The sequence below is a fragment of the Bradyrhizobium sp. Unk1 genome (genome assembly GCF_059512345.1).
In genome coordinates this window covers 15,538-29,193 of the sequence record NZ_JCAMOP010000068.1, presented here as the reverse complement: position 1 = coordinate 29,193, position 13,656 = coordinate 15,538, and the positions used below count along the sequence as shown (strand labels likewise).

13 protein-coding genes and 1 riboswitch are annotated in these 13,656 nt (G+C 65.4%); of the genes, 6 read left to right on the top strand and 7 right to left on the bottom strand.

Going from position 1 to position 13,656, the window contains the following annotated elements:
- Positions 1 to 1,913, bottom strand: a 1,913-nt coding sequence (locus AC5ZFO_RS44250; protein ID WP_496123812.1) for a Clp protease N-terminal domain-containing protein, incomplete at its 3' end; no start/stop codon positions are given.
- A 241-nt stretch (positions 1,914 to 2,154) separates the two neighbouring features.
- Here AC5ZFO_RS44250 and AC5ZFO_RS44245 point away from each other — a divergent pair.
- Positions 2,155 to 2,943 carry an MOSC domain-containing protein gene (locus AC5ZFO_RS44245; protein ID WP_282520512.1) on the top strand — a complete coding sequence of 263 codons (789 nt, stop codon included), beginning with the start codon at positions 2,155 to 2,157 and terminating at the stop codon, positions 2,941 to 2,943.
- Positions 2,944 to 3,056: 113 nt separating this feature from the next.
- On the opposite strand, the gene AC5ZFO_RS44240 is transcribed toward AC5ZFO_RS44245, so the two are convergent.
- Positions 3,057 to 3,743, bottom strand: coding sequence for a TIGR02594 family protein (locus AC5ZFO_RS44240; RefSeq protein ID WP_282520511.1), 687 nt, complete (start codon positions 3,741 to 3,743; stop codon positions 3,057 to 3,059).
- A gap of 215 nt (positions 3,744 to 3,958) precedes the next feature.
- Between AC5ZFO_RS44240 and AC5ZFO_RS44235 the strand changes: the two genes are divergently transcribed.
- Positions 3,959 to 4,822 (top strand): alpha/beta fold hydrolase, encoded by an 864-nt coding sequence (locus AC5ZFO_RS44235; RefSeq protein WP_282520510.1) that lies wholly within the window; start codon positions 3,959 to 3,961, stop codon positions 4,820 to 4,822.
- 147 nt (positions 4,823 to 4,969) lie between these two features.
- On the opposite strand, the gene metW is transcribed toward AC5ZFO_RS44235, so the two are convergent.
- Together metW and metX are read right to left on the bottom strand one after the other, a co-directional pair.
- Complete coding sequence (gene metW, locus AC5ZFO_RS44230; RefSeq protein WP_282520509.1) at positions 4,970 to 5,632, bottom strand: methionine biosynthesis protein MetW; 663 nt, start codon at positions 5,630 to 5,632, stop codon at positions 4,970 to 4,972.
- A 15-nt stretch (positions 5,633 to 5,647) separates the two neighbouring features.
- A complete protein-coding gene (metX, locus tag AC5ZFO_RS44225) occupies positions 5,648 to 6,850 on the bottom strand; it encodes a homoserine O-acetyltransferase MetX (RefSeq protein ID WP_282520528.1) in 1,203 nt (400 codons plus the stop codon).
- Positions 6,851 to 6,941: 91 nt separating this feature from the next.
- A riboswitch (SAM riboswitch) is annotated at positions 6,942 to 7,021 on the bottom strand.
- Positions 7,022 to 7,225: 204 nt separating this feature from the next.
- Between metX and AC5ZFO_RS44220 the strand changes: the two genes are divergently transcribed.
- From AC5ZFO_RS44220 to AC5ZFO_RS44210, 3 genes are read left to right on the top strand one after another with little or no spacing between them, the layout of a single operon-like run.
- Entirely contained in the window at positions 7,226 to 8,074 is an 849-nt protein-coding gene (locus AC5ZFO_RS44220; RefSeq protein WP_282520508.1) for a chorismate mutase, read from the top strand.
- 36 nt (positions 8,075 to 8,110) lie between these two features.
- A complete protein-coding gene (locus AC5ZFO_RS44215) occupies positions 8,111 to 9,205 on the top strand; it encodes a pyridoxal phosphate-dependent aminotransferase (RefSeq protein ID WP_282520507.1) in 1,095 nt (364 codons plus the stop codon).
- On the top strand, positions 9,202 to 10,140 hold the full coding sequence (locus AC5ZFO_RS44210) for a prephenate/arogenate dehydrogenase family protein (protein ID WP_282520506.1): 939 nt from the start codon (positions 9,202 to 9,204) through the stop codon (positions 10,138 to 10,140). Before AC5ZFO_RS44215 ends, AC5ZFO_RS44210 begins: the two co-directional genes overlap by 4 nt.
- A 104-nt stretch (positions 10,141 to 10,244) precedes the next feature.
- Here AC5ZFO_RS44210 and AC5ZFO_RS44205 read toward each other — a convergent pair whose 3' ends face one another.
- Positions 10,245 to 11,429: a DUF2125 domain-containing protein gene (locus AC5ZFO_RS44205; protein WP_038942666.1), complete on the bottom strand. Its 1,185-nt coding sequence runs from the start codon at positions 11,427 to 11,429 to the stop codon at positions 10,245 to 10,247.
- A 110-nt stretch (positions 11,430 to 11,539) separates the two neighbouring features.
- Between AC5ZFO_RS44205 and AC5ZFO_RS44200 the strand changes: the two genes are divergently transcribed.
- Entirely contained in the window at positions 11,540 to 12,151 is a 612-nt protein-coding gene (locus AC5ZFO_RS44200) for a gamma-glutamylcyclotransferase (protein WP_496123811.1), read from the top strand.
- Here the strand turns inward: AC5ZFO_RS44200 and AC5ZFO_RS44195 are convergent.
- The gene (locus AC5ZFO_RS44195) at positions 12,148 to 12,921 is read right to left on the bottom strand and encodes a lysophospholipid acyltransferase family protein (protein ID WP_282520504.1); all 774 of its coding nucleotides are present in this window, start codon (positions 12,919 to 12,921) and stop codon (positions 12,148 to 12,150) included. The two genes, AC5ZFO_RS44200 and AC5ZFO_RS44195, sit on opposite strands and share 4 nt — an antisense overlap.
- Positions 12,922 to 12,932: 11 nt before the next feature.
- On the bottom strand, positions 12,933 to 13,637 hold the full coding sequence (locus tag AC5ZFO_RS44190) for a YdcF family protein (protein ID WP_282520503.1): 705 nt from the start codon (positions 13,635 to 13,637) through the stop codon (positions 12,933 to 12,935).
- Between the last annotated feature and the right edge of the window lie 19 nt (positions 13,638 to 13,656).

Sequence of the window (13,656 nt, the reverse complement as noted above, 5' to 3'; positions counted from 1 at the left end):
TACTCGGACATGTCGAGGCGGACCATCGCGGTCTCGTCGTTGAACAGGTACTCCGCGAGCGCCTTGGTCAGCTCGGTCTTGCCGACGCCGGTCGGCCCCAGGAACATGAACGAGCCGGTCGGCCGGTTCGGGTCCTGCAGGCCCGCGCGCGAGCGGCGCACGGCGGTCGCGACCGCACGCACGGCCTCGGCCTGGCCGACGACGCGCTTGCCGAGCTGCTCCTCCATCTTCAGGAGCTTCTCCTTCTCGCCTTCCAGCATCTTGTCAACGGGCACGCCGGTCCAGCGCGAGACCACCTGCGCGATGTGGTTGGCGGTGACAGCCTCCTCCATCATCTCGCCGGAGCCCTCACGCGCCTCGATCTCCGCGAGCTGCTTCTCAAGCTGCGGGATCCGGCCATAGGCCAGCTCGCCGGCCTTCTGGAATTCGCCGCGCCGCTGTGCGTCGGCGAGATCGACGCGCAGCGCGTCCAGCTCCGACTTCAGCTTCTGGGCGTTGGAGAGCTTGTTCTTCTCCGCGCTCCAGCGCGACGTCAGGGCCGCGGACTTCTCTTCGAGCTCGCTGAGCTCCTTCTGAAGCCCCTCGAGACGGGTCTTGGAGCCGAGATCGCTCTCCTTCTTGAGAGCTTCCTGCTCGATCTTGAGCCGGATGATCTCGCGGTCGAGCGAATCCAGCTCTTCCGGCTTGGAATCGACCTGCATCTTCAGCCGCGCAGCCGCCTCGTCCATGAGGTCAATCGCCTTGTCCGGCAGGAAGCGGTCGGTGATGTAGCGGTTGGACAGCGTCGTCGCCGCCACGAGCGCGGAATCGGTGATCCGGACGCCGTGGTGCTGCTCGTACTTGTCTTTCAAGCCGCGGAGGATCGAGATGGTGTCCTCGACGGAGGGCTCGCTCACGAAGATCGGCTGGAAGCGCCGCGCCAGCGCCGCATCCTTCTCGACGTGCTTGCGGTACTCGTCGAGCGTGGTGGCGCCGATGCAGTGCAACTCGCCGCGCGCGAGCGCGGGCTTGAGCAGGTTGGACGCGTCCATCGCGCCGTCGCCCTTGCCGGCGCCGATCAGCGTATGCATCTCGTCGATGAAAAGGATGAAATTGCCCTCGCTCGCGGTGACTTCCTGGAGCACGGCCTTCAGCCGCTCCTCGAACTCGCCGCGGTACTTCGCACCCGCAATCAGCGCGCCGAGATCGAGCGAGAGCAGCTTCTTGTCCTGGAGGCTCTCGGGCACGTCGCCGTTGACGATGCGCAACGCGAGGCCCTCGGCGATGGCGGTCTTGCCGACGCCGGGTTCACCGATCAGAACGGGATTGTTCTTGGTCCGGCGCGAGAGCACCTGGATGGTGCGGCGGATCTCCTCGTCGCGGCCGATGACCGGGTCGAGCTTGCCGTCGCGCGCAGCCTGGGTCAGGTCGCGGGCATATTTCTTCAGGGCGTCATAGGCGTTCTCGGCGGTCGCCGAGTCCGCCGTGCGGCCCTTGCGCAGCGCCTCGATCGCGGCATTGAGGTTTTGGGGGGTGACGCCGCCCTTGGCCAGGATCGCGCCGGCCTCGCTGGTCTTTTCCAGCGCGAGGCCGAGCAGCAGCCGCTCGACGGTGACAAAGCTGTCGCCGGCCTTCTCGCCGGCCTTTTCGGCGGCATCAAAAGTGCGGGCGAGTTCGGGCGCCAGATAGATCTGGCCGGCGCCGCCGCCGGAGACCTTCGGCACCTTGTTGAGGGCGTCCTCGGTCGCCTTCAGGATTGCGCGGGAATTGCCGCCGGCGCGGTCGATCAGACCGGCGGCGAGGCCCTCATTGTCGTCCAGCAGAACTTTCAGGACGTGCAGGGTCGAAAACTGCTGATGCCCCTCGCGCACCGCAAGCGATTGCGCGGACTGGACGAAGCCCCTGGAGCGTTCGGTATATTTGTCGATGTTCATGTCTTTTCTTTCCCTCGGCCTGCCCCTGGAGCCCTCTAAGGCACTCCAAACGGCATCTTCATTGGGTTTCCGGTGCCTGCGTTGATGGTCGTCAACCGGCAACGGTCGTTAGCAGCCGGCGCTGGCGCCGGCCTGACCCAGATGTGGGAAGCTTGGCCTCGGATCGGAAGAGGCGCGTTCACAATTTCGTGCACGGGTCCGCCTGCTTGGCGCCGGCAGGTCGAATCCCTTAAGTAGCGACATGACAGCCAGCCAGACCGCCGAAATCACCGGCCTTTACCGTTACCCGATCAAGGGCCTGACGCCGGAATCCCTGCCCCGGGTCCCCTTGCGGATCGGCCAGACCCTGCCGGCCGACCGCCGCTACGCCATCGAGAATGGCCCGAGCGGCTTCGATCCGGAGGCGCCGGCCTGGAAGCCGAAGATCCAGTTCCTGATGCTGGCGCGCAATGAGCGGCTGGCGTCCCTCGACAGCCGGTTCGAGGACGCGACCAACCGCCTGACCATCCGCAAGGACGGCCAGATCGTCGCCAGCGGGGACCTCGAGAGCACTGCCGGGCGCGCCGCCATCGAGGATTATTTCACGGAGAATTTTCAGCCGGAGCTGAAGGGCCCGCCAAAAGTTCTGTCCGGCCGCGACCACAGCTTTTCCGACGTCGCCCGCAAGGTCGTGTCGATCATCAATCTCGACAGCGTCCGCGCGATCGAGACCATGCTCGGCGGCGCCGCAGTGAATCCGCTGCGCTTCCGCGCCAATCTCTACGTGAAGGGCTGGCCGGCCTGGTCCGAGCTCGACCTCGTCGGCGAGACGTTGGCGATCGGTCAGGTCCGGCTCAAGGTGGTCAAGCGCATCGTCCGCTGCCCGGCGGTCAACGTCGATCCCGAGACCGCGCAGCGCGATCTCGAGATACCACCGACGCTCTCGCGCAATCTCGGGCACATGGATTGCGGCATCTATGCCGAGGTCATCGCCGACGGCGACATCGGCGTCGGTGACGCGATCGCGGTGGAAGCGCCGAAGCTGGTGTGACGGCACGCCGCCTCAACACCCTCCGTCATTGCGAGGAGCAAAGCGACGAAGCAATCCAGACTGTCTCCGCGGTGGGATTCTGGATTGCTTCGCTTCGCTCGCAATGACGAGCCTCAGTTCGGCATCACATACGCATAGATCCGGCCGCGCGAGACCGGCGCCTCGCGAACACGATTGCCGTTGTTGCCGGAGATCATGATCGGATTGCCCTGCGCGTCCACGCCGGTGATGATGCCGACATGGCCGCCCCGGCGACCGCGCGACATGACAGCGATGGCGCCGACCTGCGGACCGGAGACACGCGTGCCGTAGCGCGCGAACGAGCTCGCCATGTCGGAGCCGGTGCCCTGATGGCCGGTGTGCTGCAGCACCATGTTCATGAAGCGCGCGCACCACAGGCTGCCGCGCCCGGTCGGATTGCCGCCGACATAGCGGCGCGCCTCGGACACGAGGCCCGATCCGCCGCCGAAGCCGCCACCGCTATTGGCCATTCCAGGATTGGTCATTCCGTTGTTGGCCATGCCGCCGACATTGGCGTTGGGATTGTAGCTGGCCTGGGTGTCGGCGAAGCCGCTCGCCTGCAACTGCGCCGCGCCGCGCTCGAAGCGCGAGCTACGGGCATGGTGGCGATAATGACGGTCATGATGATGTCTGGCGTGGTGCACGTAAGCGTGCCGCTCTGCGCTATGACGATGATGCGGCCGCGCTGAGGCCGGAGAAACGAACGCGGCAACCGCCGCGGAGAAAATCGCCAGCGCGACAACACAACGCGACAGGCGAGACGCAAACAACTCGAACATACTTCATCCTTCTTGACACCCCCACTTCCCCAATCGGCCGTGCGATGGCCGACATCCGTCTGGCCGTTAAGCCGCCGGATGTGGCGAGAAAAAGACGCCACGCCCGCGAATAGCTGCGATGATTTTGTGCAGGTGCTGGCGTGAGGCTGCCGCATTGCGGACAACAGCATTAACTGCAACTCTCCAAAGGCGGCTTGAAGAGAGGGAAATAGTTAATGCCCCACGCCACGACCAGCGATGACGTCCGCATCTATTTCGAAGAAGCGGGCCAGGGAACGCCGATTATTTTTCTGCACGAGTTCGCGGCCGACTACACCAATTGGGAGCCGCAGATGCGCTACTTCTCGCGCGGCCATCGCTGCATCACCTATTCCGCGCGCGGCTACACGCCGTCGGACGTGCCTGACGGCGAGGTCTACACCTACAAGCACTTCTACACCGACGCGCTCGCGGTGCTCGATCATCTCAAGATCGAGCGCGCGCATCTCGTCGGCCTGTCGATGGGCGCCTATTCGTCGCTCCAGATCGGATTGAACGCGCCGCAGCGCGCGCTGTCGATGACGCTGGCCGGCGTGGGCTCAGGATCGGAGATCGAGAATCTCGACAACTGGCGCAAGCAGTGCCGCGCCAATGCCGAGCAGTTCGAGACATCAGGCTCCGCCGAGGTCGCAAAGGTCACGCGCGAGGCGGCGAGCCGGATTCCGTTCCTTGTGAAGGACCCGCGCGGCCATGCCGATTTCTACGCCGCGCTGGCGCGCCACGATGCCAAGGGTTCGGCCAACACGATGCGCGGCTTCCAGGGCGGCAGGCCATCGATTTACACGATGCCGGATGCCATTCGAGGTGTGGCAACGCCCGCGCTGATCATCTGCGGCGACGAAGACGATCCCTGCGTCGGGGCAAGCCTGTTCTTGAAGAAGCACCTGCCCGCGGCGGGCCTGTCGATGTTTCCGAAATCAGGCCACGTGCTCAATCTCGAAGAACCCGCGCTGTTCAACGAGAGCGTGGAGCGGTTCGTGACTTTGGTGGAAGCCGGGCGCTGGCCGGTGCGCGATCCGCGGTCGCTCGCAGCGCATTAAGCACAGTCGCGGCCAAGTACTCCGTCATTGCGAGCGCAGCGAAGCAATCCAGAATCCCTCCGCGGAAAGACTCTGGATTGCTTCACTACGCTCGCAATGACAAAGGATAGACCTCAGCTCCTCATTTTGAGGAGCGCGGGCGAGTAACTATTTCCTTCCGCCCCGGCTCAGCAGAAACACGCCCTGCTCGCCGAACATGTTCCACACCCACCACGGCAATCGCAGCCGCAATGGACGGCCGTAGAGATCCAGCGCCTCGGCGCGCTCCATCTTGACGTGGATCGCGTCGCAGAGCTCGACGAAATCCTTGATGGTGCAGAAATGGATGTTGGCGGTGTCGTACCAGGTCGCGGGCAGATTCTCGGTGCGCGGCATGTGGCCGCCGACCAGGAGCTGAAGCCGCATCTTCCAGAAGCCGAAATTCGGGAACGACACGATGGCGCGGCGGCCGATGCGCAACAGATTCTCCAGCACGACCCGCGGCTGCCGCGTCGCTTGAAGCGTCTGCGACAGGATGACGTAATCGAAGGCGTCGTCGGGATAATTGACGAGATCGGTGTCGGCATCACCCTGCACCACCGCGAGGCCCTTGGCGACACAGCGGTTGACGCCCTCGCGCGACAGCTCGATGCCGCGCCCGTCGATGCCGCGGGTCTCCAGAAGCTGAAGCAGGTCGCCCTCGCCGCAGCCGACGTCGAGCACTTTCGAGCCGGGCTTGACCATCTCGGCGACCAGCAGATGATCGGCGCGAAACGGGCCGGACTGCTCCGTCGCAACGCCGCCCAGCGGCAGCACTTCCTGCACAGACATCGCTAGCCGTCCTTGTCAGTCATTCCTGGCGGTGAGCCCGCGCGCCTTCCCTGCCGATTGCAGGAAGGCACGGGCGATATCGAAGAATTCGGGCACGTCGAGCAGGAAGGCGTCATGGCCGCGATCGGTCTCGATCTCGGCGAACGACACTCGCGCGCTCGACGCGTTCAGCGCGTGCACCAGTGCGCGCGATTCCGAGGTCGGGAACAGCCAGTCGCTGGTGAAGGAGACCACGCAGAAGCGCGTCTCGATGCCCGCGAACGCTTTCGCCAGCACGCCGCCGTGGTCGCCGGCGATGTCGAAATAATCCATCGCACGGGTCAGATAGAGATAGGAGTTGGCGTCGAACCGCTCAACGAAGGACGAGCCCTGGTAGCGCAGATAGCTCTCGACCTGGAAATCGGCGTCGAACGAGAAGGTCGGCAGCTCGCGGTCCTGCATGCGGCGGCCGAACTTGCGATGCAGCGCGGCGTCGGAGAGATAGGTGATGTGCGCGGCCATCCGTGCCACCGCAAGTCCGCGATGCGGATGGATGCCCTGATCCGTGTAGCGGCCGTTGTGCCAGTCGGGATCGGCCATCACCGCCTGGCGGCCGAGCTCGTGGAAGGCGATGTTCTGCGCCGAGTGCCGCGTCGCGCAGGCAATCGCCAGCGCGGAGTACACGCGCCTTGGATAGGCCGAGGTCCATTGCAGCACCTGCATGCCACCCATCGAGCCGCCGACCACCGCGAACAACGTGTCGATGCCGAGCCGGTCGATCAGCATCGCCTGCGCGCGCACCATGTCGGGAATGGTGATGACGGGGAAATCCAGGCCCCACACCTTGCCGGTCGCGGGGTTGATCGAGGCCGGCCCGGTCGAGCCCATGCAGCCGCCGATCACGTTGGCGCAAATGATGAAGTAGTGCTGAGGATCAAGAGGTCGGCCGGGACCGACCAGCGTCTCCCACCAGCCCGACTTGCCGGTGACGGGATGCACGTTGGCGACATGCTGATCGCCCGTCAGCGCATGGCAGATCAGCACCGCGTTGGAGCGATCGGCGTTGAGCTCGCCATAGGTCTGGTAGGCGATCTGGAACGGGGTGAGATCGATGCCGCAATCGAGCCGCAGCGGCTGCTCGGCGCCGAACTGCGCGAGCTGCGAATTCGGATGATCCGCCTCATGCGACCGGTCGTCGGCACTGATCGCGGGGCTCGGCACAGACTTGACGCCACCCATCTCTGACATCGACCTCGTTTGCGATCAGACGTTCGATCGCAGTGACATCAGGCCATGAAAAACCCGGCCTGAACGATAGGTTCGGCCGGGATCGAAAGGGTCCCCGGCCTGTTTAGCGAGTTTTTTAACGTGGCTGCAAGCCGGCCGGCTCAAATGACCACGGAACAGGCAAAACCTACTGTCTTGGGCGGTTTTCGTCAAGTCGCGGTCCGGATTAGCCAAATTCGTCTCTGTCACATCAGCCCAAAAGGACGTCATTTCTCTTTGCTTTCGCCGCCCCGACTGCCTAATCAGGATATCGATCGCAGCGGATCCGAACCTACCAGCTTGCCTGGTCGATCCGCATTGGAACGCCTCTCAACAGTCCAGTCAGATATGTCCCAACGTCCGCCCGCGCCACCATCACTCCAGGAATTGCGCAAGGAGATCGACGCGATCGACGAGGGCATGCATCGTCTCCTGATGCAGCGCGGCGACATCATCGACCGCCTGATCCAGGTGAAGCAGACCCAGGAGGTCGGCTCGGCGTTCCGCCCGGCGCGCGAGGCCGCCATGATGCGTGACATCGTGCAACGCCATCGCGGCATCCTGCCGCTCGACACGGTCGAGAGCATCTGGCGCGTCATCATCTCGACCTTCACCTATGTCCAGGCGCCGTTCTCGGTGCATGCCGACATCTCGGTGAGCGAGCCGGCGATGCGCGATTCCGTGCGCTTTCATTTCGGCTTCACGGTGCCTTACGTCGCGCATTTCAGCGCGCAGGCGGCGGTCGAGGCGGTGGCAAAATCCAAGGGCGACCTGGCGCTGGTCTCGGCAACCTCGAGCCGCACGCCGTGGTGGCTGGAGCTGGAGGCGGACGGCGCGCCGAAGATCATCGCGCGGCTGCCCTTCGTCGAGCGCGCCGACCATCCGGCCTCGCTGCCGGTGTTCGCGATCTCGCGCGTCGCCGACAGCGCCGTGGTGACGGAGGTCGAGACCTTCAGCGTGCGCGTGTCCGGCTGGAACGCCGAGGTCGCCCGCGCCCTGTCGCCGCTCGCCGAGATCGTGGCGGTGCCCGATACCGCCTTCGACGGCGCGGCGCTGCTGGTCTCGGTCACGAGCGCGACCAGCATCGACAAGATCAAGGCTGCCCTGATCGAAGCGGGGGCCTCGGTGCGCTCCACGGCCCTCGTCGGCAGCCACGCAACGCGCTATACGGTGCCCTCGACCGGGTCGAAATCGTAGATCGCGAACCGCCTAAAGCTACTTCCGGAGTTGAAGATGTCCCGCCCCGTGCCGAATCCCGGCATTCTCGATATTGCGCCCTACACGCCCGGCAAGAGCCCGGTGGCCGAGCCGGGCCGCAAGGTGTTCAAGCTCTCGGCCAACGAGACGCCGTTCGGGCCCTCGCCCAAGGCGATCGAGGCCTTCAAGAACGTGGCGGCGCATCTGGAAGACTATCCGGAAGGAACCTCGCGCGTGCTGCGCGAAGCGATCGGCCGTTCTTTCGGGCTCGACCCCAACCGCATCATCTGCGGCGCGGGCTCGGACGAGATCCTCAATCTGCTCGCCCACACCTATCTCAGCCAGGGCGACGAGGCGATCTCGACCACGCACGGCTTCCTGGTCTACCCGATCGCGACCATGGCGGTCGGCGCCAAGAACGTGGTCGCGCAGGAGACCAACCTCACCTGCAATGTCGATGCCATCCTCAACGCGGTGACGCCGAAGACAAAGCTGGTCTGGCTCGCCAACCCGAACAATCCGACCGGCACCTATGTGCCGTTCGACGAGGTCAAGCGGCTGCGCGCCGGCCTGCCGTCGCACGTGCTGCTGGTGCTCGATGCCGCCTATTCCGATTACGTCTCGCGCAACGACTACGAGATGGGGATCGAGCTGGTCGCCACCACCGAGAACACCGTGGTGACGCACACCTTCTCCAAGATCCACGGCCTCGCCGCGCTGCGCGTCGGCTGGATGTTCGGTCCCGAGCACATCATCGACGCGGTCAACCGCATCCGCGGTCCCTTCAACGTGTCGACGCCGGCGATGTATGCCGCGGTCGCTGCGATCGAGGACACAGCGCACCAGGCGATGTCGAAGCAGTTCACCGAGACCTGGCGCAACTGGCTGTCCGAGGAGATCGGCAAGCTCGGTCTGAAGGTGACGCCCGGCGTCGCCAATTTCGTGCTGATCCACTTCCCGGAAAATGGCAAGACCGCGGACGAGGCCGACGCGTATCTGACCAAGCGCGGGCTGGTGTTGCGCGCGCTAAAGAACTACCGCCTGCCGCATTCGCTGCGCATGACCATCGGCACCGAGGAGGCGAACCGCCTCGTCGTCGAGGGCCTGCGCGACTTCATGGCCGGCAAATGAGCACCACACCGCACTTCCAGCGCGTTGCGCTGATCGGCTTCGGCCTGATCGGCGGCTCGATCGCGCGCGCTGCGAAGCTCCAGGGCTTGGCCTCCGAGATCGTCACCACCGCGCGCTCGGAGAAGACGCGCGCGCGGGTGCTGGAGCTCGGCATCGTCGACCAGGTCGTGGCGACCAATGCGGAAGCGGTGAAGGATGCCGATCTCGTCATCCTCTGCATTCCCGTCGGTGCCTGCGGGCCGGTGGCGCAGGAAATCGCTGAACATCTGAAGCCGGGCGCGATCGTCTCAGACGTCGGCTCGGTCAAGGGCGCGATCGTCAGGGACATGACGCCGCATCTGCCGAAGACCATTCATTTCGTGCCGGCGCATCCCGTCGCGGGCACCGAGCATTCGGGCCCCGATTCCGGTTTCGCCGAGCTCTTCATCAACCGCTGGTGCATCCTGACGCCGCCGGAAGGCGTCGATGCGGCGGCCACCGATCGGCTGCGCGCGTTCTGGGCGGCGATGGGCGCGAAGGTCGAGATCATGACGCCGGATCATCATGATCTCGTGCTCGCGATCACCAGCCATCTGCCGCATCTGATCGCCTACACCATCGTCGGCACCGCCGACGAGCTGGCGCAAGTGACGGAGTCCGAGGTGATCAAGTTCTCGGCCGGCGGTTTTCGCGACTTCACCCGCATCGCGGCGTCCGACCCGACGATGTGGCGCGACGTCTTCCTCGCCAACAAGGAAGCAGTGCTGGAGATGCTCGGCACCTTCACCGAGGATCTCGCCAAGCTCACCCGCGCGATCCGGCGCGGCGACGGCGAGGCGCTGTTCGACCACTTCACGCGCACGCGCGCCATCCGCCGCGGCATCGTCGAGATCGGCCAGGATTCGGCTGCGCCGGATTTCGGCCGGCCGCATGCGCAGCTCGGCAAGAAGCCGTAGCGTTCAAGTAGCCCGGATGGAGCGCAAGCGTAATCCGGGATCTCTTTCAGCGCGGCGCGACCTGCCCCGGATTGCGCTTCGCTCCATCCGGGCTACGGAGACACCTAATACAGCGGTGGGATCTGCCCGACCTTGACCGGGCCGAGCAGCACGGCGCCGTCGACGAATTTCAGCGGGAAGCTACGAGCCTTCTTGCCCTCAAGCGTGCTCTCGGTGCCGATCGAATTGATGCCGGCCGCAACGCCGGCATTGGCATTCTGCTTGATGACCTTGCCGAGGCCGGGAACGGCGCGGTCGAGTGCGCCGAACAGATTGTTGAGGTCCTGCGACTTCACGCCGGGCGCAACGCGGTCGAGCGTTGCCTGCGGCACACCCTCCTCCAGCATCTTCTCGATGCCGAGCGCCGGGATCACGCGCTCGAGGCCGGTCACGGTCATCTGCAATTCGCCGTCGAGTCGGCCATTGGCCGAGAGGCCGAGCGTGCCGGCCGCAACCGCGATCATCTCGCCCTGCTGGACGCGCGACTGCACGATCTCGATGTGACCGCCGGCGGCCTGGATCTCGCGGAAGCGTTGCGGCCACGGCTTTGGCGTGAGGTCGGAGAGGCCCGTGATCTTCGCGCGCGTGTCCGCCTCGAACGGCTCGGCGAGCAAGGGATGAACGCCCTGGATGCTGCCCTGCGCGACGTGCAGCACGGTCTCGATCACAGGATGATCCGACGGCGACCCATCCGCGAGGCGACCGTGCAGCTCGACCTGCTTGGCGCGCGCGAGCGGCACCTGCACGCTGCCGTCGAGACGATTGATGACGGGATCGTCGAACACGATGGAGGCGCGATCCGGCACCGCCGGCAGGCCGACCACGCTGCTGCGGCCCTTGCTCCAATTCACCACGAAGGTGTTTTGCGTGACGCCGTCGGTGAGCGTCGCCGGCGCCGAGAATTCGGCGATGACGCGCTTGGGATCGTAGACCTGGGCGACGACCAGGATGTTGTCGAGTCTGGCCGTGAACGGCGTCTTGCTGGCGTTCTGCGACACCAGGGCGACGCTGGCGCCGGAACACTGGACCTCGAAACGGAACGGGAAGCCGGCGATCGAGCGCTTGGCGCAATCATAGATGCGGCCGGACTTGGCCTCCTGCGCCCGCCAGGCGTCCGCGGCGATTTCGGCCTGCGAGGCCGCATAGAACCAGAAACAGCTCCACGCGACGGCGAGGATCAGGAGGATAATGGGGGCGATGAAAAGGCCCCAACGGGGGCGGCGGCCTGTGGCAACGGTCATATCTGACATGCGGCGACCCTTTGACCCCAGATTTTGTCAAATGTAAGCGGGGTTCGGCCGCGCCGAAAGGCCGAGAATTCGCTTCGCTTGGGGGCGTCGTTCTGGTAGCCGTGCCCGAAATGTCGGAAATCACCCTCCCCTCCGTCACCGCAGCCAAGGGCGACCTCTGGGTGTTCGGCTATGGCTCGCTGATGTGGCGGCCGGGCTTCGAATTCAGGGAACGCGTCCCGGCGCGGCTGGTCGGCGAGCACCGCGCGCTCTGCGTCTATTCCTTCGTGCATCGTGGCACGCCGGAGCAGCCGGGCCTGGTGCTCGGGCTCGACCGCGGCGGCGCCTGCCGCGGCATTGCTTTTCGCGTCGCCGAGAAGGGCCGCGCCGACGTCGTCGCCTATTTGCGGGCGCGCGAGCAGGTCACCTCCGTCTATCGCGAGGTGATGCGCTCGGTGTGGCTGGAGAACGATGCGCGACAGCGCGTCTCTGCGCTCGCCTATGTGGTCGACCGGGGGCATGTGCAATATGCCGGCCGGCTGTCGCTCGCCGACCAGCATCGCCATGTTGTCCAGGGCCATGGCCAATCCGGGGCCAACCGCGACTACGTGACGGCAACGGTGAAGGCGATCGAGGCCGAAGGTTTTCGCGACACGCAATTGCATCAGCTCGCGACCATGCTGCATGGCGATGCGCATTCCCTGCACGCGCCGGCTCCCGCGGAAGATCGAGAGAACCGCTAGCTCTGCGACGGCGCGTAGCTCGGCGACGAGCCGATCAACTGCTCCTGCTCTCTCCGGCCCGCTTCGACGAGGCGAGCGGTCGCGTCCTCGATGGCGGTTTGCACGCGCGCGAGAAACTCGTCTTTCGGCAGGCCTGATGGCAGCGGATCGAGGAACTCGACCACCAGCGTGCCGGGATAGCGCATGAAGGTGCGGCGCGGCCAGAACAGGCCGGAATTGAGCGCGATCGGCAGGCACCGCACGCCGCATGACGCGTAGATCTGCGCAAAGCCGGTCTTGTAATCGGGCGCAGCGCCGGGCGCCCGGCGTGTGCCTTCCGGAAAGATCACGAGCTGCCCGCCTGCGCGCACCGCCTCGCGTGCCCGCCGCGTCATGTCCAGCAGCGCCTTCACGCCGGCCTTGCGGTCGATCGCGATCATTCCGGTCTTGACCAGGAACTGGCCGAACACCGGGATCTGCATGAGCTGCCGCTTGAGGATGAAGATCGGGCGGTTGAAGAAGCCCGGCAGCACGAACGTCTCCCAGAACGACTGATGCTTCGCCGCGATCACCAGCGGCCCTGCCGGGATCTTCTCCAGCCCACGGAATTCGACCTTGATGTTGCAGATCACGCGCATCAGGAACAGCGTCGCCTTCGCCCACCATTGCGCGACCGTCAGCATCGCGCGCGGCGGCAATGCGAAGGTCGGCAGCGCCACGATCGCGAGACACACCAGCACGGCGTAGAACAGCACGTTGAACAGGAGCGAGCGCAGGAAAATCAAAAACATCGATGATCCGATCAATTGGCCTGGGCCGTGGCGGGCCGCTTCGGCGCCACGCCTGCAGGCTGCTCCGACATCTCGGGTGAAAGGTCAATCCCGAAATCCTCCAGCCGCACCCTCAGCTCGGCGGCGATGTACTTGACGTACTCGGACAGGAGCAGCCGCAAGGTGGAAGGCGAGGTCCACCACGGCTCCTCGCGCCATTTTTCGCCGACCACTGCGAACGGGATCAGCGTGGTCTCCGGCATCGCATGCGAGAACTCCACCAGCGCGCGCGGCATGTGATAGTTCGAGGTGACGACGATCAGCGATCTGAAGCCGCGCCCCTCGGCCCAGCGCCGCGCTTCCGCCGCGTTGCCGCGGGTCGAGACCGCGGTGCGGTCGAGATCGACACAGCAATGCATGAAGGACTGGTTCTCCGGCAGCGTCCGGGAGATGTCGCTCGCCGTCGAGGTCGGGTGCACGCCGGAGATCAGGAGCCGCTTGCCGTAGCCGGCCGCCAGGAGCTCCATCGCATCCGACACCCGCGAGGAGCCACCGGTCAGGACCACGATGCCGTCCGCCTTGCGGTCCGGCGCGATCTCGGCGCCGCGCAATTGCGACAGGAAGGCGATGAAGCCCGCCGCCGCGCCGACGAAGACGAACGCGATCGTCGATACCAATGCCGCGCGCAGCCAGCCACGCGGCAATTTCGGCGATCGATCGTCGGTCGGCGAGGTCATATGATGTCGGTGATCCCTT

Bases quoted from the DNA above. Each gene is read 5' to 3' on its own strand.
- AC5ZFO_RS44245 (WP_282520512.1), top strand. From the start codon at position 2,155: ATGACAGCCAGCCAGACCGCCGAAATCACCGGCCTTTACCGTTACCCG.
- AC5ZFO_RS44240 (WP_282520511.1), bottom strand. From the start codon at position 3,743: ATGTTCGAGTTGTTTGCGTCTCGCCTGTCGCGTTGTGTTGTCGCGCTG.
- AC5ZFO_RS44235 (WP_282520510.1), top strand. From the start codon at position 3,959: ATGCCCCACGCCACGACCAGCGATGACGTCCGCATCTATTTCGAAGAA.
- metW (WP_282520509.1), bottom strand. From the start codon at position 5,632: ATGTCTGTGCAGGAAGTGCTGCCGCTGGGCGGCGTTGCGACGGAGCAG.
- metX (WP_282520528.1), bottom strand. From the start codon at position 6,850: ATGGGTGGCGTCAAGTCTGTGCCGAGCCCCGCGATCAGTGCCGACGAC.
- AC5ZFO_RS44220 (WP_282520508.1), top strand. From the start codon at position 7,226: ATGTCCCAACGTCCGCCCGCGCCACCATCACTCCAGGAATTGCGCAAG.
- AC5ZFO_RS44215 (WP_282520507.1), top strand. From the start codon at position 8,111: ATGTCCCGCCCCGTGCCGAATCCCGGCATTCTCGATATTGCGCCCTAC.
- AC5ZFO_RS44210 (WP_282520506.1), top strand. From the start codon at position 9,202: ATGAGCACCACACCGCACTTCCAGCGCGTTGCGCTGATCGGCTTCGGC.
- AC5ZFO_RS44205 (WP_038942666.1), bottom strand. From the start codon at position 11,429: ATGTCAGATATGACCGTTGCCACAGGCCGCCGCCCCCGTTGGGGCCTT.
- AC5ZFO_RS44200 (WP_496123811.1), top strand. From the start codon at position 11,540: ATGTCGGAAATCACCCTCCCCTCCGTCACCGCAGCCAAGGGCGACCTC.
- AC5ZFO_RS44195 (WP_282520504.1), bottom strand. From the start codon at position 12,921: ATGTTTTTGATTTTCCTGCGCTCGCTCCTGTTCAACGTGCTGTTCTAC.
- AC5ZFO_RS44190 (WP_282520503.1), bottom strand. From the start codon at position 13,637: ATGACCTCGCCGACCGACGATCGATCGCCGAAATTGCCGCGTGGCTGG.